The organism is Nocardioides psychrotolerans (genome assembly GCF_900113685.1).
In the GTDB taxonomy this organism is placed as follows: domain Bacteria; phylum Actinomycetota; class Actinomycetes; order Propionibacteriales; family Nocardioidaceae; genus Nocardioides; species Nocardioides psychrotolerans.
In genome coordinates, this window is sequence record NZ_FOQG01000013.1 from 68829 (window position 1) to 94437 (window position 25609).

Consider the following 25609-nt stretch of genomic DNA (forward strand, 5'->3'; position numbering starts at 1 on the left):
GGCGCACGCATGCCGCGCCGTGAGCGCCGTGCCCAGCTGCTGTCCTCCGCCCTCGAGATCTTCGTGGCCCAGGGCTACCACGCCGCCGCGATGGACGACATCGCCGAGCGGGCGGGGGTCTCCAAGCCGGTGCTCTACCAGCACTTCCCCGGCAAGCTCGAGCTCTACCTCGCGCTGCTGGACACCTCCTGCGACCAGATCATCGAGAACTGCCGCGTCGCCCTGGAGATGACGCAGGACAACAAGCTGCGCGTCGGCGCGACCATCGACGCCTTCTTCGAGTACGTCGCCAACGACTCCGGTGCGTTCCGGCTGGTCTTCGAGTCCGACCTCACCAACGAGCCGGCCGTGCGCGAGCACGTCGAGCGGGTCACCACCGAGTGCGCAGCCCTGATCGCGCACGTCATCGCCGACGACACCGGCCTGCCGGAGACCGCCTCGCGCCTGCTCGCGGTCTCGCTCGTGGGCATGGCCCAGGTCAGCGCGCGGTTCTGGCTCAGCGAGGCCGGTGGCATCTCCCGCACGGAGGCAGCCGCCCTTGTGTCAGCCTTGGCCTGGCGCGGCATCCGCGGCTACCCCAAGACCGACGAACACCCCCAGCAAGACTGAACTGAAGGAGACGACCTGTGGAGGTCAAGATCGGCGTCCAGTACGCCTCGCGAGAGCTGGTCGTGGAGACCGACGAGAACGCGGAAGCGGTCGAGAAGGTCGCCGCCGAGGCGCTCAAGGAGGACGGCGTGTTCACCCTGACCGACACCAAGGGCCGCAAGACCATGGTCCCCGGCTCCAAGATCACCTACATCGAGATCGGTGGCGGCGTCGCCGGTCACGTGGGGTTCCGCAGCTGACCTGACCGGGCCACGCCTGTCGGGACCACCCCGTCCGGACGTATCGCCCTGGGATGGACCTGGACGAGGTCGGCCGCCACGCGGAGTCGCTGCCCGACGTCCAGCGCAAGGGCACCGAGGCGCGACCAGGCTGGGTTATCCGTGACCGCCTGGTCGCCCGTCTCCACGACCCGCAGACGCTGGCGATCCGGGTGCTCCTCGACGAGCGCGAGGCCCTCCTCGACTCGCACCCGGACATCTTCGGCGTCCTGCCCCGGATGGAGGCGCACCACAAGGTCGAGGCCTATCTCGACCAGGCAGATCCCGCGGCCGTGTGCGCTGCCATCGACCTGGCGTGGGAGAGTCAGCGCCGCTGACGGTGCTCGCGTATCGGGGGTGGGCGACGTGACAGGTTCAGCACCACGACTCCCTCTGGTCACCGTGCCGTGGTGCTGATCGGCACGATGGGTGTCGGCAAGTCGTCGGTCGCGGCAGCCCTGGCCGGGTTGCTCACCACCCGAGGCATCCCCCACGCGCGTCTCGACCTGGACGACGTCCGTCGCGCGTGGCCCGCGCCTGCCGACGACCCCTTCCACTTCGCCCTGACCACACAGAATCTGTCGTGCCTGTCGACCAGCTTCGTGCGCTCGGGCGCCGAGCCGCTGGTGCTGGCCGGGGTGATCGAGACGCGCTCAGGGCTCGCGACGTTCTCCGCCGCGATCGACATGCCGCTCACGGTCTGTCGCCTGACCGCCTCACCGGACGTGCTCCGTCGACGACTCACCGCCCGGCACCTCGACGACGACGAGGCGCTCCGCTGGCACCTCGCCCGCGCGCCAGAGCTCGACCGCATCCTCGACGCTGCGCTGCTCGAGGCCTGCTCCGTGGACGTCTCGACGTCCACCGTCTCCGCCGCAGCCCGCGACGTCGCCCGCGTCGTCGGCTGGCTCCAGCACCCGGCCTGCTGAGGCGCCAGGCCGTCTGCAGGTCTGAGGCCGGGTGGCCGGTGGGCGGGCTGGCTGGAGGTTGGTGGCGCCCGGGACCACGACACGGGCCGACGCGGACATGCTCAGGTCGAGGCGGCGGCGGGTCGGGAGCAGGTGCGCTCAGGGCTGATCCCGGTGGCGCAGTCGATGCCGTCGCGGACGTGGTGGCCGTGACCTGACCGGCTGTTGGCGACGTCGGCGGCGGGGTGAGGCGGTCGCCGCAGGGCTGGCCGTGTCCTGCGGTCGGTGGTGTCGTGGACCGGGGAGGTTCTCACGCAGTGGGTGCGTGAGAACCTCCCCGGTCGCCCCGTCATCAGGTCGGGGCTGTGGCCGGACGTGCCGATGACCCCCGCCGGCGGCGGGTTGTGGGGCGCTGGACTCAGGTCTCGCCGGGTGGGGCGGTCGGAGGCTTGTCGATCGGGGTGCTGCCGTGGTCATCGCGGCGGACGAACAACCCGTTCGGTGATCGCCACACAAGACGCCGTCATCGATCGCGTCGTCGTCCCATCCGGAGTGGGTCTTCGCGCGGTGGTGCCCACGACACAACGGGGCTGTGTTGCAGGAGCACGTGGTCCCGCTCTGGTCGCGCGGCGTGATGTGGTCGATGCCGCAGGACCTCGCGGTTCTCGTGCACCACGGGAACACGCAGTGGTGGTCGAGCAGCTCACGCTGGACCCTCAGCCGGTCGGGGATCTCGTAGCCGCCCACGTGCACGTGGTCGGCGAGGTCGATGACCGGGCGCACGACGACGTGCGCGTCGGGGCTGGCGCACCAGTCGCGGACGCGGTCGGCCCAGATCCGGGACCTGGTGTTCTCCACCCGCACCAGGCAGCCGTCGGTACTGCCGCCACCGACGAGGGCTGCCTCTGCGAGGTGAACGTGCAGCACGACCCGACTCCGCGGCGGCACTCCGGACAAGGCCTGCACGACCGTCACGGTGACCAGCGTGCCCTGAAGCGTCGGGCTAGGAGTCCAGCCCCAGCTCGGCCATGCGCTCGGCGTGACGTTCGGTGAGGCGGGTGAACATCCGCCCGATCGCGGCGAGGTCGAGCCCGGGGCGGTCGACGCCGCCGGCGAGCAGGGCGGTGAGGGCGTCGCGCTCGGCGGCGACCCGCTGGGCCTGGGTGAGGGCCTCCCCCATCAGCCGTCGACCCCAGAGCGCGAGCCGGCCGCCGAGACGGTGGTCGGCCGCGATCGCCTCGCGGACCTTCTCCACCACGAACGCCGCGTTGCCGGCCGTGTCGACCGAGGAGACGACGAGGTCTCGGGTGTCGGGGTCGAGGTAGGCGGCGATCTCGCGGTAGAAGTCGTTGGCCAACCCGTCTCCGACGTAGGCCTTCACCAGGCCCTCGGGCCAGTCGGCCGGGGCGGTGTGGGCGTGGAACAGGTCGACCGCGGAGCGGAACGGCGCCATCGCGGCGAACGGCTCCCCGCCGAGCTCGGTGATGCGGTCGCGCAACGGCCCCACCTTGTCCAGCTCCGCAGTGGCCATCGCGGCGAGCGCGACCTTGTCCTCGAGAGTCGGCGCCAGCTTGGCGTCCTCCGCGAGCCGCTCGAAGGCGGTGATCTCGCCGTACGCGATGACGGCCAGCAGGTCGATCACGGCCTCGCGGTAGGCGGGGTCGGCGAAGGCGACCGGGACGTCGTCGGGTGGAGATGCGGGCATGCTCGCACCCTACCGATAGACTGACCGTCACTGTTGCCGCCGTCGGCGGCCCGTATGTGCGCGGCCGAGTGTGAATCTGCCGCATCCGACTTCTGTTTCGGCTGACCGGCTGAACCACTGCGAAAGCGATTGCACCCTTGACCACGACCTTCCGTGAGCTGGGCGTCCTGCCCCTCATCTGCGACGCCCTCGAGCGCGCCGGCATCATCACCCCCTTCGCCATCCAGGAGATGACCCTCTCGGTCGCCCTGATGGGCACCGACCTGATCGGCCAGGCCCGCACGGGCACCGGCAAGACGTTGGCGTTCGGCATCCCCGTCCTCCAGCGAAGCGTCGTCTCCACCGACCCCGCCTACGCCGACCTGCCGCAGGGCAAGCCGCAGGCCCTGATCGTCGCCCCGACCCGCGAGCTCGCGCTCCAGGTCTCCAACGACCTCCACCTCGCCAGCAAGGACCTCGGGCTGCGCGTCCTGACCGTCTACGGCGGCGTCGGCTACGACACCCAGCTCGACACGCTCGCGTCCGGTGTCGACGTCGTCGTCGGCACCCCGGGTCGCCTCATCGACCTGGCCAACCGCAAGGCGCTGGACCTCTCCCACGTGCACGCGCTGGTGCTCGACGAGGCCGACGAAATGCTCGACCTGGGCTTCCTGCCCGACGTCGAGCGACTCCTGAAGATGACCCCCGAGACTCGTCAGACGATGCTGTTCTCGGCCACGATGCCGGCCGCGATCGTCGCCCTGGCCCGCACCCACATGCGCCACCCGATGAACATCCGCGCCGAGTCCTCCTACGACACCACGATGGTGCCCGCGACCGCGCAGTTCATCTACCAGGCCCACGACCTCGACAAGCCCGAGATCATCGGCCGCGTCCTGCAGGCCGAGGACGCCGGCAAGATCATCGTCTTCACCCGCACCAAGCGTCAGGCGCAGCGCGTCGCCGACGACCTCGCGGAGCGCGGCTTCAGCGCCAGCCCCCTGCACGGCGACATGGCCCAGATCGCCCGCGAGAAGGCGCTCGCGAAGTTCCGCGAGGACAAGATCCGCGTGCTCGTCGCGACCGACGTCGCCGCCCGCGGCATCGACGTCGCCGGCGTCTCCCACGTCATCAACTACACCTGCCCCGAGGACGACAAGACCTACGTCCACCGCATCGGCCGCACCGGTCGCGCGGGCGCCTCGGGCATCGCGATCACCTTCGTCGATTGGGCCGACATCACCCGGTGGAAGGTCATCAACAAGACCCTCGACCTGCCCTTCGAAGAGCCGCAGGAGACCTACTCGACCTCCGAGCACCTCTACCACGACCAGGGCATCCCCCCGGGCACGAAGGGTCGCATCGTCGACGCCGCCCCGGTGGAGCGCAAGCCCCGCGAGGACCGGGGTGACCGGGGTGGAGACCGCGGTGGCGACCGTCGTCGCAGCGAGTCCGGCGGTGACCGTCCCAACCGCAACCGTGGCCGCAGCCGCACCCGCAGCGGCGGGTCCGGCAGCACCGACGGTGACAGCGCTCAGCCTGCCGCGTCCTCCGCCGCCGGCGACTCCGCCAGCACCCCCGCCAGCACCCCCGCCAGCACCCCTGCCAGCACCGAGGGTGGCGGCCGCACTCGCAGCCGCCGTCGGCGCGGCGGCTCGGGCAACACCTCCGGCGGCGAGGCCGGGACCACCCCGCAGCCTGCCTGACCACCCTGGCTAGGCTCGAAGCTCCCCTACGTCAGGAGCACGAGCATGGCCATCTATGACGCCAACCTGCAGGCCGCTGTCGACGCGACGTCGGTCGCGAAGTCGGTCGGCGAGACCGACCTGGGCGCCTACCTGCGCGGCCAGCTCGCGGAGCGCGACATCGAGACGAGCGACCAGGCGTGGCTCGACCTGATGGTCCAGCGCATCGGCGAGGACCCCAACTACATGATCGAGAGCGAGCCCTCGGACTACGAGCGCCCCGAGGGGACGCTCCCCCGGTGACCCGGCTCAGACGGTGACGACGACGGTCGTGCCGAGGGGCGCGAAGTCCCAGAGCGCGATCGCGTCGGAGCGGCGCTGACGGATGCAGCCGTGCGACAGCGGGGTGCCCAGCTCGTCGAAGCCCTGGATCCGCTCGCCGTCGAGCACCGGGATGTCGTGGAAGCCGATGGCGGCACCGGTGTCGCCCTGGGTGAAGCGCACGAAGTACTTCATCGTGCCCGAGTCGTCGATCCCGGTCGCGTCCTCGGCGCGGGAGTAGACCTCGAAGGTGCCGGGCTCGAGATTGTCGTAGATGCTGCCGGAGACCAGGTAGGTCATCGCGACCTCGCCACGCTCCTCCACCAACCAGACCCGCTGCCGCCCCTCGCTGAACACCACCCGCCTGCCCTCACCCGAGTCGGCGGGCAGCGTCTTCTCCGCCCGTCGCGCCACCTGGGCGAGCTCGCGAGCGGCCGCCGGGTCGACCTCGACCGACGGGGTCACCGGGTCGATCGCGGTCGTCGACGGCTCGTCGTACGACGGCCGGGGTGAGGTGTCCGCGACGTCGCGGTCCGCGCTGATCGACGCCCGCGCCGGTTCGGCCGACTGCGGCAGCGCGCCGGTGCCGCCGAGGACGGCGATCAGCGTCACGGCCAGCGAGGAGCCCAGGACGGCGATCCGGCCGTAGCGTGGCCGGACCTCGGCGCGGTGCTTGCCCACGCGTGTCAGCCTCGGCCGGCCCGGGTCACGAGGTTGGCGGCGACCGCGCGGTAGGCCTGGGCACCCTTGCTCGTGCGGCTCGTCGCGAGGATCGACCGACCGGCGGCCGGCGCCTCGGCGAACTTGATGGTCTTGGGGATCGGGGGCTCGATGACCTCGAGCTCGTAGGTCTCCGAGATCGTCTCGAGGACGGTGCGCGAGTGGGTCGTGCGGCCGTCGTAGAGCGTCGGGAGCACCCCCCAGACCTCGAGGCCACGGTTGGTGAAGCGGCGTACGTCGTGGACGGTGTCGAGGAGCTGCCCGACGCCGCGGTGGGACAGGGTCTCGCACTGCAGCGGGATCAGCACGCCGTCGGCCGCCGTGAGCGCGGCGACCGTCAGCACGCCGAGCGAGGGCGGGCAGTCGAGCAGGATCCAGTCGTAGTGGGTGCCCTTGGCCTCGAGGTCCTCGACCACGGCACGGAGCACCTGCTCGCGACCCGTGCGGGTCAGCAGGTCGGCCTCGGCACGGGCCAGCTCGATCGTGGCCGGCAGCAGGTCGACGCCGTCGTCGGTCGCGATGATGACCTCGGTGGCGTCGAGACCCTTGGTGAGCACGTGGTGGACCGACAGCTCGAGGTCCTCGGGGTCGATGCCGAGGGAGAACGTCAGGCAGGCCTGGGGGTCGAGGTCGACCAGCAGGACGGAGTGGCCCAGCTCGGCCAGGGCGGCACCGATCGAGGCCACCGAGGTCGTCTTGGCGACGCCACCCTTCTGGTTGGCGATCGCGAGGGTCGTGCGCTTCGTGCTCATCGGGGTCCATCATGCCGGACTCCCCCGCGAGGGTGGGGATCCCACCTGTTTCACTTGGCTCATGTCGAGCACCCGCACCGCCCTCGTGACCGGCGCCACCGCCGGCATCGGCCACTCATTCGCCCACCACCTCGCCCGTCGCGGCCACGACCTGATCCTCGTGGCGCGCGACCAGGGGCGGCTCGCCGCCGTCGCAGCCGAGCTCACCGCAGCACACGGCGTGCAGGTCGAGGTGCTGCCCGCCGACCTCGCCGACCGCACCCAGCTGGCGCAGGTCGAGGCCCGGCTGGCCGACGTCACGCGCCCGGTGGAGCTGCTGGTCAACAACGCCGGCTTCGGGCTGAAGGAGCGTTTCCTCGACAACTCCGCGGACACCGAGACCGATATGCTCGACGTCCTCGTCACAGCGGTGCTGCGGCTCACCCACGCCGCCCTCGGTCCGATGGCCGAGCGTGGCCACGGCGGTGTCATCAACGTCTCGTCCGTGGCGGCGTTCCTCCCCCGCGGCACCTACTCGGCGGCCAAGGCGTGGGTCAACAGCTTCAGCGAGTGGGCCGCCAACGAGTACCGCCCCCAGGGCGTGACCGTGATGTCGCTGTGCCCCGGCTTCACCAAGACCGAGTTCCACGAGCGCATGGACGTCAGCCGCAGCTCCGCCCCGGACTTCCTGTGGCTCGACGTGGACTTCCTGGTGTCCAAGGCGCTCAGCGACTACGACAAGGGCCGGGTGTTCTCGATCCCCGGCGCGCAGTACAAGGCCATCGCGGCGCTGACCCGGCTGGTCCCGAGCCGGGCGCTGCAGGGGCTGCAGTCGCTCGGTCGCAAGTAGGTCACGGGCGGAGGACCTCTGGGGTCGGGCGCCCCGAGCGCGCTGCGGCGGTGGCGGCCAGGTCGAGCAGCCGTGCGTAGTGCTCCGGCTCGGTGGTGTTGCAGCCCAGGTCGTGGTCGACCTTGCCGAGCCCGTGGTAGTCGCTGGACCCGGTCATGACCAGTCCGAGGTTGCGCCCGATGGCCCGCAGCCGCTCGCGGTCCTCGGCGTCGTGGTCCTGGTGGTCGACCTCGATGCCGGCCAGGCCGACCTCGACGAGGTCGGCCAGCGTCTCCTCCCCCGGCTCCCCGGAGGCGTGACGACCCCACGGGTGAGCGATGACGCTGATGCCACCAGCGTCGGTGACCATGCGGATGACGTCGACGAGCGACGCGGCGTAGCGGTCGACGTAGGCCGGTCGCCCCGGGTTGAGCAGCGTGCGGAACGCCTCGCCGCGGTCGGCGACGGCGCCGAGCTCGATGAGCGCGTCCGCGACGTGTGGCCGCCCGGTCGCGGCGGTGCCGTCGGCCACCCTCCTCACGTCGGCGATGTCGATGTCGATGCCGTGGTCCCGCAGCTTGTCGAGCATCGCCGGCACCCGCGAGGTGCGCCCGTCGAGGATCTTGTCGAGGGCGGTGACCAGTCCCGGGTGGGTGGGGTCGGGCAGGTAGGCGAGCAGGTGCACGCCGACGCCCGCGTGCTTGGTGCTGATCTCCATGCCGCGGACCAGCTCGATACCGATCTCGGCTGCCGCGCGGGCCGCCTCGTCCCAGCCGGTGGCGGTGTCGTGGTCGGTGATCGCCACGACGTCCAGGCCGGCGACCCCCGCGGCGCGGACGAGGTCGCCCGGTGTCTCGGTGCCGTCACTCGCCCGGGAGTGGGTGTGGAGGTCGATGCGCACCGCTCCAGGCTAGGCGCCGGGATCACCAGAGCGGCGCAGGACCACCGAACGGCAGCTCGACGAGCTGGGGGCCGACCTCGGAGAGGTCGCGCAGGATCCAGTCATCACTCAGCAACAGCAGGGCCGAGGCCGGACGGAAGACCAGCCACAGCCACCGACCGGAGGCCTCGCCCGCCACCACCGACCGGTCCCACTCCACCGTCGCGTTGCTCGTCGAGATCGCCCACAGCGGGACTGCCTGATGGTCGATGTGCACCTTGACCATCGGCGATCCGGAGCTGATGTCGCTGCCGGGATCGTCGTGGCGGGTGCCGGCGATCCGCGCGCCGAGGCCGACGCCGGCCTCCTCGCTGATGATGATCAAGTCGACCGGCCCGTCGAGCTCGCTGGTGCCGGAGCAGGCGATCATCGTCGCGCGCGCCCGCTCGGGGTCGGCCCCCACGACCGCGAAGTCGGTGACGCTCCAGGCCGGCGGCACCGGCCAGGGGATGAGGGTGGGGAAGCCCACCGAGGCGTGCAGGTGGTCGACGAACGCGTCGTACGACGCCTCGGGCGGGCGCCACAGCGGCGCCACGTCACCGTGCTCGGGGCAGCTCCACCGGTTCTCGACCTGGGCGATCGGGGTGGGGCAGCGCGGGCAGCCGACGGTCAGGTCCATGCGCCCACGGTCATCGGTGCGGGCAGCCCCGTCAAGAGTTCCAGCGCAGGACCACCGGGCTCTCGCGCTCGTAGCCCAGGACCGAGACGGTCGCGGTGTCCAGGCGGAAGAGCCGACCGTCCTCCACGGGCAGCCCCAGCCAGCGGGCCGTGAGCACCCGCAACGAGTGGCCGTGCGCGAAGACCAGCGTCGCGCCGCTCGCGCGACGGGCACGATCGACGACGCGGTCCAGCCGTGCGCCGACCTGGTCGGGGCGCTCACCGCCGGGGCATCCACCGGTCCAGACCGTCCAGCCCGGCACGGTCTCGCGGATCTGGGGCGTGGTGATGCCCTCGTAGTCGCCGTAGGCCCACTCGACCAGGTCGTCGTCGACCTCGGCGTGCGCGAATCCCGCGAGCTCCGCCGTACGACGAGCGCGGCGGCGTGGGCTGGTCAGCACCTGCGCGAAGGTGGTCCCCGTCAGTCGCGGGGCGAGCCCGCGGGCGAGCTCCTCGCCGTGCGGCAGCAGGGGCAGGTCGGTGACGGAGGTGTGGCGGCCGTTCTCGCTCCACTCGGTCGGGCCGTGCCGGACCAGCCAGAGCTCTGCGTGCTCACTCACGGCCACCATCCTGGGTCACGCCTCGGCGAGCACGACCACCCGGTCACCCGGCACCACGTCGAAGGTGCGTGACTTGGCCGGGTTGACGACCACACCGAAGCCCGCGACGTCGTTGCCGGCGAGGGCCCCGGACTTGTAGCCGATCGCCGTCTCCCCCCGGGCCACGGCTCCTGCGATGACGGTGGCATAGGTGACCTCGCGGCCGGGCTGGACGTACCACTCGGCCGGGCGGAGGTAGATCTCGCTGCCCTCGTCGCCGAGCAGCTGTCCGAAGACGGCTTCCAGGCGACGGTCCTCGGAGAGCTGGGTGACCAGGAGGCTCACGATCTCGCCGCTGACGACCACGTCGTCGACGTGGGCGACCTGGGCGAGCACCCGGTTGCGGTCGTCGAGCATCTCGCTGACCACCGGGGTGAAGGAGTCCGTGCGGCTGAGGATGTCGCGCACGTGCAGCAGCGTGACCAGGGTGCGGGCGTCGGCGGCCTGCACCGCGAGGTGGTCGGAGTAGCAGAGCACGATGACCTGGTCGAGGCCCGGCACGAGGTGGCTCTCGAGGGTGGCGCGATCCGTCGTCGACGCGGCGACCACGGTGACGGCGAGGTTCTCCAGCACCGGGACGACCGGCTGGCCGAATGACGTCACGACGGTGAGCGTCGAGCCCGGCGGGGCATAGTGGTCGAGCTCCCGCAGGATGATCAGCGCCCGCTCGTTCCACCCGATCAGCAGCGCCTGGGTGGGGTGCTCCTCGGTCTCGGCCTGCGTCCCGAGGGCGCCGAGGTCGGGCTGCGTGAGGGCGCGACTCTCATGCTCCAGCCCCTCGTCGTCCTCGGCCACGACCACCAGGGTGCTGTTGCCCACGAGGGTGTCCCCGGGTGGATTGAGCGTGGGCACCCCGTCCCTGACCAACCCGATGACCGAGGCCTTCTCGAAGGCCAGCAGCGCCTCGGCGTACGTCAGGCCAGCGAGGCCGTGCTGCTCCAGGAAGTAGATCTCGTCGCCGTCGTAGTCGAACAGCTCGGTGTAGACCGCGGCGGCGCCCGACTGCCGTGAGGTCTGGACGACCAGCTTGGCGACCGTCTCGCGGATGTCGAGCAGGACCGTCCGGTCCGCACCGACCAGGCGCGCGGCCTCGAGGTTGGTGGGGTTGCGGATCTCGGCGACGATGTTGGGCCCGCCCTCACCGCCGTGGGTCAGGGCAAGCAGGGTCTTGATGACCTCGCTGTCGGGATCCTCCGACTCGGGTGCCAGCAGGATCACCGAGCGGGCGCTGGTGTGGCTGCTGAGCAGCAGGTCGTCGATGTCCATCGGCGAGCCGGAGCGACAGATGACCCGGGTGCCCCTCAGGTCGGGCACCTTCGCCTTGACCTCGTCCTCCATGTCGACCTTGTCGCGGTCGGCCAGGATCACGATGACCGGCTTGGTGCGGCTCTCGTTGGCGATGGTGAGCTCGCTGATGATCGTGTAGATCGAGTCCGACCAGCCCAGGATCACCGTGTGGTCCCGCTCCAGGACGATCGACCTCCCCCGGCGCAGGTCGGCCAGCTTCGTGTCGATGCCCGCAGCGATCACACCGATGAGGGCACTCACGATGAAGAGGCCGGCGATCGTCAGCGCCAGCATCGTCAGCACGAAGCGCCACGAGCTGGCATCGTCGCCGCCGATCGTGCCGGGGTCGAGGGCGTGCAGCAGGCTGTAGAACATCTCGTGGAGGAAGCCGTCGGGAACACCGTCTGTCTCCGGGCGCAGGCCCAGCAGCGAGACGAACACCGAGAAGACGACGATCAGGACCAGGGTGGCCACGCTCAGCCAGGCGATCAGCGCCGGGGTGCCGCGCGACATGGAGTTGTCGAAGCGGTAGCGCAGCTTGTCGCCCAGGTCCGACTTCGGCGCGTTGGCCGAGCGGTTGGCCGACCCACCGCGAGCCATCGCCTTGGCGGTGCGCATGCGCATCTGCTGGCCGGTGCGAGCCATGTGTGTCTCCTCGTTCGTCCCGCGAATCCTCGCGCAGTTGGGGGCGTAGGACACCGGTTTCAGCGGGACTCGTGTCACGATCGCCCGGTGGAACTGCGTGCGTCGCGGCTCGCCGTCGCGGCCGCCTTCCTCAGCCAGGGGCTGGTGTTCATCAGCCTGACCACACGGCTGCCGGACTACCAGGACCGCTGGGAGATCTCCGAGCTCACCCTGTCGCTGCTCCTGTTGATGATGGTGCTGCTCGCGGGCGTCGGCTCGGTGGTGGCCGAGGCGCTCGCCAAGCAACGCGAGAGCGCCTGGCTGCTGCGGCTCGGGCTGGCGCTCACCGTGATCGCGGTCCCCGTGCTCACGACCGCCCCGACGATGGAGGTCTTCGTCGGTGGGCTGGCCGTCTACGGGGTCGCGCTCGGTGTCGTCGACGCCACCACCAACATGCAGGCCGTCGCGGTCGAGCACGCCTACGGCCGCCCGATCCTGCCGTCCTTCCACGGCGCCTGGACGCTCGGCGGCATCGTCGGCGCGGCTCTGACGCTCGCCACCTCCACGCTGCCGCTCGAAGTCGCGGCAGGGGTCGCCGCCGTGCCGCTCGCGGTGCTGGTGCTGCCGTTCCTCCCGCGGGCCGTCAGCGTCCTGCCGGCTGTGCCCTCCGACGTACCGTGGCGACCGCTGCTGCTGGTGGGCCTCGCGATGGTCGTGTTCTACATGGTCGACACCGCCGCCCAGACCTGGGGCGCGGTCTACCTCGACACCACCGTCTCCACCCCCGACGGCCTCGTCGCGCTCGCGACCCTGCCCTACCTCGTCGCGAGCCTCGCGCTGAGGCTCGGGGGCGACGTCCTGGTCCGCGGCCACGGCGCCGTGCGGGTCATCCGGGTCGGCGCGCTGGTGTCCTGCGGCGCGCTGGTCATCATCGTGCTGGCGCCGTCGTGGCCGGTCGCCGTGCTCGGCTTCACCCTGCTCGGCGCCGGGGTCGCGGTCATCGCACCGCTGTCGTTCTCGGCCGCCGCCCGCATCGCCGGCGAGGGCGTCGACGAGGCGTCACGGCAGGCCCGGGTGGACGCCGTGATCGGCCGCTTCAACCAATTCAACTACGCCGGCGCCCTGCTCGGCGCGGTCCTCACCGGGGCCGTCGGCCGCGACGACCTGCGGCTCGGCTTCGCGATCCCGATGGTGCTCGTCCTCGCCCTGCTGCCCCTCGCCCGGGCGTTCGCGCCGGCGGCCGGGGAGCCGGTCGAGCCGCAGCCTGCATGAGTCCCCGGTCAACCGGGGACGTTGGCGCTTGTCCGCCAAAGCAACCGGGCAGTTCGTGTGCTCGGCGACTTGCTCGAGCGTGACCTGTCGTTCGCTCGCGCCGAACTGCCGACATTCGCGCGCTTGTGGATGAGCTCAGCGAGCGCCGACCTGATCGGTCCAAGGTGAGCCATGGAGACGACGTCAGAAGTCATGGACCCCGGGGCCGCCCTCGAGTCGCTGGGTGGCATCGCCGGCATCGGCGAGTGGCGCCGCCTGACCGGTCGAGCGGCTGCACGTGATGCGCTGGAGGACGGGCGAGTCCTGCGGATCAGGGGCCGGCAGGTGGGTCTGCCGGGGCAGGCAGCAACCCGCGTCCTGGCGGCTGAGCTGGGCGGGACGACCTCGCACCTGAGTGCGGCTCAGCACCACGGTTGGAAGGTCAAGACGGCCCCTCCACTGCCCACGCTCACCGCCCCGCGCAGCTCGCGCGCTCCGGCGGCGACCACGAAGGTCGAGCTGCACTGGGCGGACCTGGTCCCGTCGTCGGTCGCGGACGGCGTGACCACCCCCGTGCAGACCGTCGTCGACTGCAGCCGTGCCTACGAGTTCGACGTCGCCCTGTGCGTCGCCGACTCGGCCCTGCGCTCCGGCCTGTTCACGAAGGACGAGCTGCTCGAGGCGGCGGCCCGGTCACCGCGCACCGGACGGTCGCGCGCACTACGGGTCGCCCGGGCCGCGTCAGCGCTGGCCGACAACCCCTTCGAGTCCGTCCTGCGCGCGATCGCGCTGAGCGTGCCCGGGCTCGACGTACGCCCTCAGGGGTGGATCGGCAACGCCGGTCGGTCAGACCTGGTCGATGACCGGTTGCTGATCGCGATCGAGGCCGACTCGTGGGAGCACCATGGCCACGTTGATGCGTTCAAGCGCGACGTACGCCGCTACTCCGAGTTCGCTCGCCGGGGCTGGGTCGTCCTCCGATTCCTCTGGGAGGACGTCATGTATCACCCCGAGCAGGTCCGTCGCGTGCTGCTCGAGACGACGCAGGTTCGAACGCGTCAGCTGGTCGCGGCAACGTCGGCAGTTCGCGTCTCATGAGCGCTCCACCCCGCTGGGCGCGGCCATCCGCCGGCCGAACTGCCCGGCGGGATTGGCGGACAAGCGCCAAGGTCCCCGGACATCCGGGGACCCATGCAGTCAGTCGGCCGCAGGCCCCGGCCAGTTCTTGTCGGGCTGGGGCAGAGGGCGGCCGGGCTGCTCGCCACCGCGTGCGGTGAGGTAGCTGTCCTTGGGCACCATCACCTTGCGGCGGAAGATGCACACGACCTTGCCGTCCTGGTTGTAGCCGATGGTCTCGACGTGGACGACGCCCCGGTCGTCCTTGGACTTCGACTCCCACTTGTCCAGCACGGTGGTCTCGCCGTAGAGCGTGTCGCCGTGGAAGGTCGGCGCGACGTGGCGCAGCGACTCGACCTCGAGGTTGGCGATTGCCTTGCCGGAGATGTCGGGGACCGACATGCCGAGCAGGATCGAGTAGACGTAGTTGCCGACCACGACGTTCTTGCCGAACTGGGTGGTCTCCTCGGCGTAGTTGCTGTCGAGGTGCAGCGGGTGGTGGTTCATGGTGAGCAGGCAGAACATGTGGTCGTCGAACTCGGTGACCGTCTTGCCGGGCCAGTGCTGGTAGGTCGCACCGACCTCGAACTCCTCATAGCTACGACCGAACTGCAACGTCATCACTCCTGATGCTCGACGAAAACGACGTCCCAGTCTCGCAGCAGTACGACGGTCCCCGGCCACCCGCCCGACCTGCGGGCAGGCACCGGGGCAGCGAGGCCCGGGTCAGGACCCGCCACCGCCCGCCTTCCGGCGATGCATCTTGGGAGCACCTCCGACGACCTCGCTGCCGTGCGCCTTCTCGGCGAGGGGGCCGTCTTGGTGCACGCCCTTCTCGCGGTCGTTCTTGCGGTCCAGCGCGGCCCGCATCTTGGCCTTGAGGTCGTCGTTCGCGGATGGGGAGTCGGTCATGGTTCCTCCTGGTGTCGCGGACAGGCGTGCGTTCCTCCACCCTCGCACCTCCCACCAGCACCCGTCGACAGACTTTCCCCGGCGAGTGCAACCGGCACCACCCGCGGCGCGTCCGACCCCCATGTTGCGCACCCTCGTGGCGGCCGTCGCCGCCGGCTTGGTCCTCGTCGGTTGTGGCTCGGCGGGCTCCAAGGTCGCCAGCGACCCCATCACGACCGAGCCCATCACGACCGAGCCCACCACCGCGCCCACCACCGCGCCCACCACCGCGCCCACCGTCGGCACCTACCCCGACTTCGCGCCGGAGGACTACGCCTACACGCTCACGGTGTCCTGCTTCTGCGCGGACATCGGCGCCCCCGTGCGGGTCACCGTGGTGGACGACGAGGTCGCCGACGCGGTCTACACGAAGGACGGACGCGGCGTCGACAAGGGCACGGAGGCTCCCGACTACCGCCGTCTCACCATCGACGACGTCATCGCGGCAGCCAACGACACCGGGGCCACACGCGTCGACGTCGAGTGGCCGCCGGGTCAGGACTTCCCCACGTCGGTCTACGTCGACCAGGACGAGCTGATCATCGACGAGGAGATCGGCTACGGCGTCTCCGACGTCGTCGTCGGCTGAGGCGGCTGAGGCGGCCGGGACGGCTGACCCGCCCGCTCCCGTACGACGGCGCTCAGGGCCGCCACGGCTGCGGCGGCGAGGTCGGTGGCGGGGACCGCGTCGGGGTCGGTGCCGGGCGTGGCGAGGGGCGTCAGGTCGCCCAGGTCCCCCACCACCCGTGCACCCGAGGCCTCCAGCCGCTCCCGGATCGCGGAGGCACGCTCGCGCAGCCACCGCGGCGGGTCGAAGCCGATCGACTCCCCCACGCAGCCGGCGAGCGCGCGCTTGCCCAGCTCGAACTTCACCAGCCGGTGGTAGTCGCCGGACGCGATCCCGTCCTGCTCCAGGAGCAGGTTGAGCTCGCGCAGGACCATGGCCGACGCGGCATCCAGGGACGTGTTGGCGGGCGCGACGGTTGCCGCGTCGAGCGCGTCCAGGCCGGCCGCGTCGCAGAACCGCTCCCACAGTGACCCGGGGTCGGCGCCGGGCGGCGGCACCGTCACGAGCGCGACGTTCGCCGGGCCGACGGCTGCCACCCAGTTGTCGACGATGCGGCCCATCCCCTGCTGCCGCCAGAACGCCTGGGCGGGCCTGCGCCTGCCGTCGAGCAGCCGCACATAGTCGATCCAGAGGCGCGTGCCGCCGTTCTGCAGGCTCTCCTGCCACATCGCGGGCACCGTGCGGCCGAGGTCGCGCAGCGTCACCACGACCTCCACGGGCACGGCTCCGAACGAGCCGACCACCCGGGCGATCAACTCCGGCCGCGCCGGGCCGAGGAACTCCATGCTCACCACGACGGCACCGTCGTGCGCCTCGACGTCCGCAACCAGCCGCGCCCACCGACCCGCGGACTTGCCCGCGAGCTGACGCCGCCCCAGCACGTCGCTGACCGCGAGCACCTGGTCGCGCCAGCGCTCCCCCGGCAGCAGCACCCCGCGCTCGAGCAGGAGGTCGCGGTTGGCCTCGAGCCGCTGCTGGACGTAGGAGGTGCCCGACTTCATCAGCCCCACGTGCAGGACCACCCGGCTCGCCATGGACGCAGGCTAGCGGTGTCGGCTCCCTACTCGCAGTGGGTCGGCACGCCGTGACCACGCGACGTGCCCAGGATGCGGCGCTCGCCGCCCGGCCAGGACTCCACGACCGCCAGGAACTCGTGCCCGCTCGACGGCGTACGACGCGTCGGCTCGAGGAAGACGTGGGCGAAGGGCGCGGCCTCGGTCGCCTGCGCGCCCAGCTCGTCGATCCGCACCGTGATCGCGGCCTGTTCCTCGCGGGCGACGTACTGCCAAATCACGCTGTGCCACAGCACCGTCCTCGCACCCTCGACCAGTGCGATGTCCTCGACGAACGCCGACGCCGCCTGCCGTCGTACGACGAGCGACGTGCGCTCGGCGAGGGCCAGGGCGCCGCGGAGCCGCTCGTGGCGGTGGACCTGGTCTGGCCACACGTAGGCCGTCAGGGCCAGTCGTCCCTCGGTGGAGCGGACGTCGATCGGCATCACGTCGCTGCCGATCCGCTCGACCACCTCCGGCACCGCCCCCCGGGGCACGACGCCGGACCAGGCCGGGTCGAGCACGACCGGGCTGTCCTCGGGCCCGATCGACGAGCCGTCGGCATCGACGTAGCGGAACTGGTCGGCCAGCAGGTTGAGGCCGCCGGACGACCCGATCTCGAAGAGGCGCACCGGCAGCGCCCGCTCGCGACCGAGCGCCAGCAGCCCGGCCATGAGGACCGTCGCCCGTCCGACCTCGTTGGTCTGCGGGGGCCGGTCGAGCCACTCGGCGACCGCGGCCGGCTCCTCCTCGAGCAACGAGCGGAAGGCAGCCCACCCGTCCTCGGGCGACCAGGTGCCCCCGACGCTGGGGTAGAACACGCCCAGCCCGCCCGCGCGACGCTGGAGCACCAGCCGGTGCACGCTGCCGAGCAGCCGCAGGCCGACCCCGTCGGGCCCGGCGGCGTCCAGCCACGGCGCCAGCACCGCGGCCGTCGCGCCACCCTCCTGCAGGTCGTCGGCGACGCGCGGCAGCAGGTCGGCGTACATCGGTGAGCCGAGGCTCGCGCACGCCACCGCCTGCTGCCGCAGAGCCGTCGCCAGGTCACCCATGTCGCCCCTAGTCGGAGGAGGGGCTCAGGACTTGAGCTTGTAGTCCTTGAGCAGCGACCGGCCGATGATCATCTTCTGGATGTCGGCGGTGCCCTCGCCGATCAGCATGAACGCGGCCTCGCGGTAGAGGCGCTCGATCTCGTACTCCTTGGAGTAGCCGTAGCCGCCGTGGATGCGGAAGGAGTCCTGGACGACCTCGTTGCAGTACTCCGCTGCGAGGTACTTGGCCATCCCGGCCTCGACGTCGTTGCGCTCCCCGCCGTCCTTGATGCGCGCTGCCTTGACCATCATCGCGTGCGAGGCCTCGACCTTGGTCGCCATCTCCGCGAGGCGGAAGAGGATCGCCTGGTGCTCGGCGATCTGCTTGCCGAAGGTCTCACGCGTCTGGGCGTAGGCGATCGCGAGCTCGAAGGCGCGGTTGGCGATGCCGCAGGCGCGGGCCGCGACGTTGACGCGACCCACCTCGACGCCGTCCATCATCTGGTAGAAGCCCTTGCCGGCCTCACCGCCCAGGATCTGCTCGGCCGAGATCTGGTGGCCCTCGAAGATCGCCTCGGTCGTGTCGACGCCCTTGTAGCCCATCTTGTCGATCTTGCCCGGGATCGTGAGGCCGGGCGCGGTCTCGCCGAAGCCGGCCTCCTTCTCCACCAGGAAGGTCGTCATGTTCTTGTAGACCGAATCGTTGCCCTCGTCGGTCTTGACCAGCACCGCGATCAGCGTCGAGGAGCCACCGTTGGTCAGCCACATCTTCTGGCCGTCGATGGTGTAGTCGCCGTCGTCGCCCTTGGTCGCCTTGGTCTTGATCGCCGCGACGTCCGAGCCGAGACCCGGCTCCGACATCGAGAACGAGCCACGGACCTCGCCGGTCGCCATCCGGGGCAGGTACTTCTGCTTCTGCTCCTCGGTGCCGTGGCGCATCAGGAGATAGGCCACGATGAAGTGGGTGTTGATGACGCCCGAGACGCTCATCCAGCCTCGCGCGATCTCCTCGACGCACAGCGCGTAGGTCAGCAGCGACTCGCCGAGGCCGTCGTACTCCTCGGGGATCATCACGCCGAAGATGCCGAGCTCCTTGAGACCGTCGACGATCTCCTGGGGGTACTCGTCCGCGTGCTCCAGCTCCGTGGCCACCGGCAGGATCTTCTCGTCGACGAACTGGCGGACCGCCTTGAGGATCTCGGTCTGGTCTTCGGTGAGTCCGTCGGTCTCGCAGAGGCGACCCATGGTCTGGCTCCTTCGTAGTGCCGGGCTGGATGCAGTGACGTGGTGCGGGGGCTGCGCGAACGCTACCGGGCCCCCGTCGTTCGTCCTATGGCCAGTTTCACACCCCTCAGAAGCGCTTCCTCACCTGACGCACCCGGTGCTCCAACGCCACGACGAGCGACTGCTCCAGCGCCGCGACCTGGGCCTCGAGCGGCTCGGCGAGCGCGCTGTTCTCCGCGACCGCGACCTCGAGGCTCTCCACCCGACGTCGCAACCGCAGCACCTCCTCGAGGCCCGTGCCCGCGGCAATTCGGCGCGCGACGCCCTGGAGCCGCCCCGAGGACCTCATCGGAGCCTCACAGGGACTCACTGCGGTAGGTGTTGAGCGCCCTGGCAGCGACGCGCCCGTCGGTCGAGCGCGGCGGCATCAGCAGCTCGGTGACCACATCGGTGAGCTCCGCGACCCGCAGGTGCAGGGCCCGGCTGCGCGCGACCTCGGCCTCGAGCTCGGCCACCCGCCCCCGGAGGTCCTCGGCCCGTGCGTCGACCCGCGGCGCCGTGACCCGTCGTACGACGCCCTTGCCTAGCACGGACAGGCGGGAGCCTTCCTCGGCCTGGGGCGACGCGGCCGCACCGCCCTCGAGGGTGCGTTCGCGCACGAGCTCGAGCAGCCGCACGATGGTCGCGACCGCGACCGCGAGCAGCTCGGTGTCACTGGCCTGGCCCGGGGTGCGTGCGTCGCGACGGCTCGCGACGATGTCGTCGAGGTCCCCGTGCACGGTGTAGCCGGCCTCGCGCAGCGCAGCCACCGCCTCGGTCGAGCGGGACGACGCATCGGCAAACTGCCGGTCGGTGAGCCCGATCGGCTCCCGGTCGAGGTCGACCAGGACGCCGTGGGCCAGGGTGTCGCGCAACCAGCGGGACTGCTCGCGGTTGCCGGTGATCGGCTCGCGCACCAACTCGTTGACGCGCCGCAGCAGCTCGGCAGCGACCAGCCCCAGCGAGGCGTTGACCCGCTCCACGTCCAGCTGCAGCCCGGGAACGTCGATCCGGCAGGCAGCCGCGAAGCGTCGCCACAGCTCGTGGTCGTCCGCCGCGCCGCGCGGGACCGTCACGACGTGCACGCGCTCGGGCGGCAGGTCGGCGCCCCAGCGGGCGGCGACGCCGGCCGGGTCCATCGTGCGCCAACTCCACTCGGCGCGGGCGCCGGCCGACTCCGGACGCGGCTTCCACCGCTCGAACGGCGTGGTGAGGGCGAACTTGAGGCGCTCCTGCCAGGCGGACGGGACCGCGGCGCCGAGGTCGCGAGCGGTGATGACGACGTGGACCTCGATCCCGGCGAGGTCGGCCAGGGCGGTCGTGACCTGCTCGGCGGACGCACCGGCGAAGAGCTCGTAGCTGAGGACGGCGCTGTCGCCGCGCCAGGCGATGACCTGCTCGACGAGCCGCCGCCACGAGGTGCGGGCGCGCTCGGGGAGGTGGTCGAGACGGGGGTCCTCGCGGACCACCATGGCGGCATGGATGCGGTCGAGGTGGCGCTCGCCGACGACGAGGACCCCTGCCGACGCCAGGCGCGCCCGGTTGGCCTCGAGCACCTGCTGGAGGTAGGTGGTGCCCGATTTCGGCGCACCGACGTGCAGGTAGAGACGCATGGTCACTGCTGGGAGTCCTCTCCGGAGGTTCCGGCGATCGCCGGCCACTCGACGACCATTCTCCACCGGGCCGGGGCGCCACCGGCAACGGCCGCCGCAGCGTCGAGGAAACCGTCGCGGTGCACCACGACTCCCCCGGCGCGGACGGCCTCGCCCTCGACGAGGCGCGGGTCGAGCGGCAGCCGCTTGCCGCCGCCGTGGGTGGCGCGCCACTCAGCAGCGTCGCGCCGCGAGAGGGCCTGCCCCTCGAGGAAGGCAGCGCCTCCGCCGCGCATGGTCATGGACGCGAAGCGCCAGAAGTTCTCCAGCCCGTCGGGCTCGAGCGTCTCGAGCAGCTCGCGGGCATAGAGCGTGTGCGGGCGGCGGTCGCGGGCGATCAGTGCGGCCCGGGTGAGGACGTCGCGCAGGTCGTAGAGGTTGAGGTGGGAGAACGACGCCGGCAGCCTCGCCCGTCGCGCGAGCCGCTGGGGACGGCGCAGCGACTGGCGCGAGTAGTCGAGGCCGACGACGGCCCAGCCGCGCTCGGCGAGGGCGAGCGCGTCGTCGCCGGCGCCGGAGCCGAGCTCGACCACCCGGGCGTCCTCGGGCAGCCGGTCGGCCACCCACCCGGCGAAGTCGGACGCACCGTGGGTGGGGTCCTTGGCGAGGTCGCCGACGTGCTGCTCCCAGTCACGACGCTGACGCATCAGCGAGGAGAACCAGCCGTCGAAGCGCTGCACGGTCTCGGGACCGGGCTCGTGCTTGAACGACGGGTCCGGCACCCGCCAGCCGGGGCCGTAGGACACGGCCAGCATTGCGTCCGGGTCGGCCGGGGCAGGGAGCATCCGGCCCTCGAACTCGAGCTCGGTCAACGGGAGGATCGCTGCGCGCGGCACCTGCTGGCGCACCGTGGCGGTCTCGTGGAGCAGGTCGCCCACGTAGAAGCAGGTGTAGACGTCGATGCTGGCCATGCCACCGTCGGGGGAGGTCCACACGACGGTGATGAAGGATCCCGACTTGTTGAGCACGGTCATCCCGTGGCGGCGCAGCGCGCGCCCGACCTCGTAGAGCTCGATGGCCATCTCCGCCGGCGTCTGCTTCTCGCTGAGGTAGGCCAGGTCGATGTCGGAGTCGTGTCCGATCACCTTGCCCTCGCGGGCCGCGCCCAGGAGCGTGCCGAAGGCGATCCACCCGAGCACGCCGCACTCCGACTCCATCACCTCGAGGATCCGGTCGGTCGTGTCGACCATCTGCTCGACGACGCTGGAGTCACGACCGGAGAACGGCCGCTGGAGCAGACCCCACTTGTCGATCATCACCGGGATGCCGGCCTTGTCGACGAAGCGGACACGGCCGGTGCCGGTGCCGAAGGTGACCGGGCCGGAGAACAGCTCCTCGTCGCCCTCCACGACCCGCACGGCGGACTCGCCGTTGAGCCAGCGCTTCATCCGCTTGGGCCAGGCCACGACCTGCTCGTCGCGACCCGGGCGGGGGGTCGCGGTGTAGGACCACGCGACGTGGCCGTCGAAGGACACGTCGCCGGAGCCTGCGTGGTCTCCCGGGAAGTGCAGTCCCGCGTCGTCGACGCGCATGTCCGGGCCAGCCACGACAGGCGAGGCTACGGCACCGACACCGTGGTGCTCAGCACGGCATGGTCGGTGATGCGGCGCACTGCCGGGCCCTCGTCGAGCAGGAAGCCCGAGAAGTCGATGTCGGAGGTGCCGAAGATCCAGTCGACACGGTTGGGGCGGGGCACCAGGCACCTGCCACCGGAGTTGGAGCCACCGTTGGCCGCGATCATCCCGGCCCGGGCGGTGAAGTAGCAGAAGGCCTCGTCGTGCTCGTTGAAGTCACCGACCAGGAAGACCGGGATGCCGTCCTTCTTGAGCTCGTTGACGGCCTCCGCCTCGATCGCCATCGCCTTGTCGCGCTCGGGCTCGCGACCCTGGGCGTCTCGCGGCGAGTTGTGGATGTTGAGCACGTAGATCTCGCGGCCGGTCTCGATGTGCTGGAGTCGCACGACCGGCTGCGGCCGTGTCTTGCCCACGAACGGGACCGTGATGGAGCCGGTGAACGTCGGGGTCCACACCGCCGAGCTCCACATCAGCGACTGTGGGACCCCCGCGCCACCGAGCGCCTCACCGGGCCAGAAGTCCCACGTGCCGCCGAGGGAGCGGTCGAGCGCCTCCACCTGGTCGCGCTGGATCTCCTGGAGCCCGACCACGCTCGAGCCGTAGGCGTTGACCAGGCTCGCGGCCCACTCGGTGCGGATCCGGCCAGGGGCGAACTCCGAGGCTGCGCCACCGGGGGCGGTGTGCTGGCTGCCGAGGATGTTGAAGGTGGTCAGCACGAAGTCGAAGGGCTGGTCACCGGCGAGGGCCTCCGCGGCGTTGGCCAGCGACTTGGCACCCGAGGGCAGGGCCTGGGCGACCTCGCCACGCTCCCGCAGGGCGCTGGTGGCGATCTCCTCGGGCGACATGGTGGCAAGGTCGGCCGCGCTCGTGCTGAGGGGCACAGGCGCGGACGGGAGGGCTGCGGCCTGGGGCGCCGGCTCCTCGGCCGGACCGGAGCGACCGAGCAGGTTGGCCACCACGACCACCAGCACGATCGCGACCACACCACCGACGGTGGCGAGGACCCCGAGCCGCTCGGAGGTCGAGCGGGACTCGTCGTCGTCGTTCATCGCACCTCCTTCGGCACCGGTCGGTCGGTTCGCGAACCGTCACCGACCTGGCCCAGCTCGTTGTTGCCCCAGCACGCGGTGACGCCGCCGTCATGGCTCCCACAGGTGTGGAACCATCCCGCGTCGACCGACAACCAGGACTCGTCGCTGCGGACCAGGACCGGCACCGTTCTCGACTGCCGACCACCGTCCCCGAGCTGGGAGTAGGAGTTGCTCCCCCAGCACCAGGCCGAACCCGTGTTGTCGACGCCGCACGAGGTGGCGTCTCCCACGGAGAGACTAGTCCAGATGCGGTCGCCCTTCACCGGAACAGCGACCCGTCGGAGCGTCTTGGTGCCGTCTCCGAGCTGTCCCCTGTCGTTGAGGCCCCAGCACCATGCGGCGCCCTCGAGCGTCACTCCGCAGGTGTGCGCCCAGCCGGAGCTCAGCTGGGCCCAGGCCTGGTCCCCGGCGACCCGGGAGGGCCGAGGCTGGGGCGACTGGTTCTCGCCGGTCCCCTGACCGAAGACGTTCTGCCCCCAGCACCAGGCCGTGGCGTCAGCACGGACACCGCAGGTGGAGAACCCACCGGTGGTCACGCTCGCCCAGTCGCTGTCGGTCCCGACCCGGGTCGGGGTGGCGCGCTGGTCGAACGTGCCGTCGCCGAGCTGGCCGCGCAGGTTGCTCCCCCAGCACCACAGGGTCCCGTTGCTCCGGGTGGCGCAGGTGTGGAACCAGCTGGTGCTGACCGAGGTCCAGACGCTGCCGGTCCCGACCTGGACCGGGGTGGAGCGCGGTGCACCGCGACCGACGCCGAGCTGGCCGGCGTTGTTGAGCCCCCAGCACCACAGGGTGCGGTCGGACTTGATGCCGCAGGTGGTGGAGCCGCCGGTGCTCACCGTCGCCCACCCGCCGCTGCCGGCCACCTCGACCGGGACCTCGGTGCCCGCCGTGGTCGCGTTGCCGAGCTGGCCGAAGTTGTTGCGCCCCCAGCACCAGGCGGTGGCGTCGGTGCGGGTCTCGCAGGACGTCTGGCCACCAGCACTCACCGCGACCGCCTCCGAGGCGACGGTGAGGACGACAGCGCCCGGGACGTCGGTGGTGGGAGGGTCGGTGCCGCGCACCACGTAGGTGATGTTCCAGCTGCCCTGCTCGGTCGGGGTGCCGGTGAGCACCCCGTCTGGTGACAGCGTGAAGCCGGGCGGCAGCTGGAGGGGCTCGGCCCACGCGACGCCGGCCGCAGCCTCCGGGAGCACGTCGACGGCCAGCTGGAGGGTGAGCGGCTCGCCCACCTCGCCCGAGACCACCTGGACACCGGGGTCGGGCACTGGCCGGAGCCGGGCGGAGCGCCAGAGCCCGAGGGCGCCGGCGCGCACCAGGCGGGCGCCGGCACCGAGGTGATAGCTGCGCGCGAGGCGCAGGGCGTCCTTCACCGAGTTGTCGACCGGGTCGCAGACCAGGTCCCCGGCGGAGCAGACACTCACGACCGTGAGGGTCGGCGCGACCGGTGGCACGTCGGCGACGGCCTCGAGGAAGCGGGGGAAGACACCACTGCGCCCGGCGCCTGCGGCGGGTGCACCGACCGGTGACACCACGCTGCGGGCCCGACGGTCGGGATCGGAGACGAGGAGCGCGCCGCCCACGCGAGCCAGCCCGTCGGAGCGCCCGCGCAGCACGCCGAGCACGCGATGCACCACCGAGGCGCCCTGGGCGTAGCCCGACAGCAGCACCTGCTGGGCGGGGCAGTCCAGCGCCGCCTGGTCCAGCGCCGCGACCGCGCGGGTCACCGCCGCTCCGACCGGCCCGCGCCACGCCCGGACCCGGGCAGCGGTGATCGTGCGCCGTGCCTTGTCAACGCGCGTGCGGGTGCCCAGCAACGCGGCGGGGGGTTCGCTGTGGAGCCCGAGGCCGAGGGCGCGCACCGTGCGGCCCGAGACCGACGCATGGCGCAGCACCGCCCGTCGTACGACGTCGACGGTGCGGCCGGGCCGCTCGCTGCCCAGCGCCTGCTCCCCGCCGCCGTCGACGGTGAGCAGGAAGGTGTCGTCGCACCGGTCGACGCTCGCAGCGGTCGAGGCCCCGAGGGCGCCGCGGTCAGGGGGCCGGACCGGCCCGGGGGCCGATCCCTGCTGCAGGACGACGGCCACCGCCCCGACGGACAGCAAGGCTGCCAGCACCAGCGCGACGAACCGGACCGCGCGCACGCGCCAGCCCCCAGGGGCCCCGTCCGGTCGTCGCACGCGCTCACGCTAAGGGCAGGCTCGCCCAATCT

Annotated in this window: 27 protein-coding genes; 10 read left to right on the top strand and 17 right to left on the bottom strand. The window is 71.6% G+C overall.

Going from position 1 to position 25609, the window contains the following annotated elements; translation table 11 throughout:
• Positions 1-9: 9 nt before the first annotated feature.
• From BM204_RS15460 to BM204_RS15475, 4 genes are all read left to right on the top strand, one after another.
• Positions 10-609, top strand: a complete 600-nt coding sequence (locus BM204_RS15460) for a TetR/AcrR family transcriptional regulator (protein ID WP_091115278.1) — start codon at positions 10-12, stop codon at positions 607-609.
• Between the two features lie 17 nt (positions 610-626).
• Positions 627-848, top strand: coding sequence for a DUF3107 domain-containing protein (locus BM204_RS15465; RefSeq protein WP_091115143.1), 222 nt, complete (start codon positions 627-629; stop codon positions 846-848).
• 53 nt (positions 849-901) lie between these two features.
• Positions 902-1204: an MmcQ/YjbR family DNA-binding protein gene (locus BM204_RS15470; protein WP_091115145.1), complete on the top strand. Its 303-nt coding sequence runs from the start codon at positions 902-904 to the stop codon at positions 1202-1204.
• A 72-nt stretch (positions 1205-1276) separates the two neighbouring features.
• Complete coding sequence (locus BM204_RS15475; protein WP_143099789.1) at positions 1277-1795, top strand: P-loop nucleotide/nucleoside kinase family protein; 519 nt, start codon at positions 1277-1279, stop codon at positions 1793-1795.
• A 982-nt stretch (positions 1796-2777) separates the two neighbouring features.
• Here BM204_RS15475 and BM204_RS15480 read toward each other — a convergent pair.
• A complete protein-coding gene (locus tag BM204_RS15480) occupies positions 2778-3479 on the bottom strand; it encodes a ferritin-like fold-containing protein (protein ID WP_091115149.1) in 702 nt (233 codons plus the stop codon).
• Between the two features lie 230 nt (positions 3480-3709).
• Here BM204_RS15480 and BM204_RS15485 point away from each other — a divergent pair, with 230 nt between their 5' ends.
• Together BM204_RS15485 and BM204_RS15490 are read left to right on the top strand one after the other, a co-directional pair.
• Positions 3710-5164: a DEAD/DEAH box helicase gene (locus BM204_RS15485; RefSeq protein WP_246166302.1), complete on the top strand. Its 1455-nt coding sequence runs from the start codon at positions 3710-3712 to the stop codon at positions 5162-5164.
• 45 nt (positions 5165-5209) lie between these two features.
• Positions 5210-5446 (top strand): hypothetical protein, encoded by a 237-nt coding sequence (locus tag BM204_RS15490; protein ID WP_091115152.1) that lies wholly within the window; start codon positions 5210-5212, stop codon positions 5444-5446.
• A gap of 6 nt (positions 5447-5452) precedes the next feature.
• Here BM204_RS15490 and BM204_RS15495 read toward each other — a convergent pair whose 3' ends face one another.
• Together BM204_RS15495 and BM204_RS15500 are read right to left on the bottom strand one after the other, a co-directional pair.
• Entirely contained in the window at positions 5453-6145 is a 693-nt protein-coding gene (locus BM204_RS15495; RefSeq protein WP_170259181.1) for a L,D-transpeptidase, read from the bottom strand.
• A gap of 5 nt (positions 6146-6150) precedes the next feature.
• Positions 6151-6936 (bottom strand): ParA family protein, encoded by a 786-nt coding sequence (locus BM204_RS15500; protein ID WP_091115156.1) that lies wholly within the window; start codon positions 6934-6936, stop codon positions 6151-6153.
• A gap of 61 nt (positions 6937-6997) precedes the next feature.
• On the opposite strand from BM204_RS15500, the gene BM204_RS15505 reads away from it, so the two are divergent.
• A complete protein-coding gene (locus tag BM204_RS15505) occupies positions 6998-7765 on the top strand; it encodes an SDR family NAD(P)-dependent oxidoreductase (RefSeq protein ID WP_091115158.1) in 768 nt (255 codons plus the stop codon).
• Position 7766: 1 nt separating this feature from the next.
• Here the strand turns inward: BM204_RS15505 and BM204_RS15510 are convergent, their stop codons facing one another.
• From BM204_RS15510 to BM204_RS15525, 4 genes are read right to left on the bottom strand one after another with little or no spacing between them, the layout of a single operon-like run.
• Complete coding sequence (locus BM204_RS15510) at positions 7767-8645, bottom strand: PHP domain-containing protein (RefSeq protein ID WP_091115160.1); 879 nt, start codon at positions 8643-8645, stop codon at positions 7767-7769.
• A gap of 22 nt (positions 8646-8667) precedes the next feature.
• The gene (locus BM204_RS15515; protein WP_246166293.1) at positions 8668-9303 is read right to left on the bottom strand and encodes a DUF6758 family protein; all 636 of its coding nucleotides are present in this window, start codon (positions 9301-9303) and stop codon (positions 8668-8670) included.
• Positions 9304-9334: 31 nt separating this feature from the next.
• Positions 9335-9910 carry a histidine phosphatase family protein gene (locus BM204_RS15520; protein WP_091115162.1) on the bottom strand — a complete coding sequence of 192 codons (576 nt, stop codon included), beginning with the start codon at positions 9908-9910 and terminating at the stop codon, positions 9335-9337.
• A 6-nt stretch (positions 9911-9916) separates the two neighbouring features.
• Positions 9917-11872 carry a CASTOR/POLLUX-related putative ion channel gene (locus BM204_RS15525; RefSeq protein WP_091115164.1) on the bottom strand — a complete coding sequence of 652 codons (1956 nt, stop codon included), beginning with the start codon at positions 11870-11872 and terminating at the stop codon, positions 9917-9919.
• Between the two features lie 87 nt (positions 11873-11959).
• Here BM204_RS15525 and BM204_RS15530 point away from each other — a divergent pair, with 87 nt between their 5' ends.
• Both BM204_RS15530 and BM204_RS15535 read left to right on the top strand, forming a co-directional pair.
• The gene (locus tag BM204_RS15530; RefSeq protein ID WP_091115167.1) at positions 11960-13123 is read left to right on the top strand and encodes an MFS transporter; all 1164 of its coding nucleotides are present in this window, start codon (positions 11960-11962) and stop codon (positions 13121-13123) included.
• A gap of 171 nt (positions 13124-13294) precedes the next feature.
• Complete coding sequence (locus tag BM204_RS15535) at positions 13295-14200, top strand: DUF559 domain-containing protein (RefSeq protein ID WP_143099790.1); 906 nt, start codon at positions 13295-13297, stop codon at positions 14198-14200.
• Between the two features lie 99 nt (positions 14201-14299).
• On the opposite strand, the gene BM204_RS15540 is transcribed toward BM204_RS15535, so the two are convergent.
• Both BM204_RS15540 and BM204_RS15545 read right to left on the bottom strand, forming a co-directional pair.
• Positions 14300-14839 carry a MaoC family dehydratase gene (locus BM204_RS15540; protein WP_246166289.1) on the bottom strand — a complete coding sequence of 180 codons (540 nt, stop codon included), beginning with the start codon at positions 14837-14839 and terminating at the stop codon, positions 14300-14302.
• A gap of 105 nt (positions 14840-14944) precedes the next feature.
• Complete coding sequence (locus tag BM204_RS15545; RefSeq protein ID WP_091115174.1) at positions 14945-15130, bottom strand: DUF5302 domain-containing protein; 186 nt, start codon at positions 15128-15130, stop codon at positions 14945-14947.
• A gap of 121 nt (positions 15131-15251) precedes the next feature.
• Between BM204_RS15545 and BM204_RS15550 the strand changes: the two genes are divergently transcribed.
• Positions 15252-15758, top strand: a complete 507-nt coding sequence (locus BM204_RS15550; protein ID WP_091115177.1) for a DUF6174 domain-containing protein — start codon at positions 15252-15254, stop codon at positions 15756-15758.
• Here BM204_RS15550 and BM204_RS15555 read toward each other — a convergent pair.
• From BM204_RS15555 to BM204_RS15590, 8 genes are all read right to left on the bottom strand, one after another.
• Positions 15728-16771: a hypothetical protein gene (locus BM204_RS15555; RefSeq protein ID WP_091115179.1), complete on the bottom strand. Its 1044-nt coding sequence runs from the start codon at positions 16769-16771 to the stop codon at positions 15728-15730. The two genes, BM204_RS15550 and BM204_RS15555, sit on opposite strands and share 31 nt — an antisense overlap.
• Positions 16772-16797: 26 nt before the next feature.
• Positions 16798-17841, bottom strand: coding sequence for a DUF2332 domain-containing protein (locus tag BM204_RS15560; protein ID WP_091115181.1), 1044 nt, complete (start codon positions 17839-17841; stop codon positions 16798-16800).
• 24 nt (positions 17842-17865) lie between these two features.
• A complete protein-coding gene (locus BM204_RS15565; protein WP_091115183.1) occupies positions 17866-19065 on the bottom strand; it encodes an acyl-CoA dehydrogenase family protein in 1200 nt (399 codons plus the stop codon).
• A gap of 106 nt (positions 19066-19171) precedes the next feature.
• Positions 19172-19393: a hypothetical protein gene (locus tag BM204_RS15570; protein ID WP_091115185.1), complete on the bottom strand. Its 222-nt coding sequence runs from the start codon at positions 19391-19393 to the stop codon at positions 19172-19174.
• 7 nt (positions 19394-19400) lie between these two features.
• Positions 19401-20696 (bottom strand): DUF6752 domain-containing protein, encoded by a 1296-nt coding sequence (locus BM204_RS22710; protein WP_307725912.1) that lies wholly within the window; start codon positions 20694-20696, stop codon positions 19401-19403.
• Positions 20697-20698: 2 nt separating this feature from the next.
• Entirely contained in the window at positions 20699-22282 is a 1584-nt protein-coding gene (locus BM204_RS15580; RefSeq protein ID WP_143099791.1) for a class I SAM-dependent methyltransferase, read from the bottom strand.
• An 11-nt stretch (positions 22283-22293) separates the two neighbouring features.
• On the bottom strand, positions 22294-23358 hold the full coding sequence (locus BM204_RS15585) for an endonuclease/exonuclease/phosphatase family protein (RefSeq protein ID WP_091115192.1): 1065 nt from the start codon (positions 23356-23358) through the stop codon (positions 22294-22296).
• Positions 23355-25577: a cutinase family protein gene (locus BM204_RS15590; RefSeq protein WP_091115194.1), complete on the bottom strand. Its 2223-nt coding sequence runs from the start codon at positions 25575-25577 to the stop codon at positions 23355-23357. Before BM204_RS15590 ends, BM204_RS15585 begins: the two co-directional genes overlap by 4 nt.
• Positions 25578-25609 lie beyond the last annotated feature (32 nt).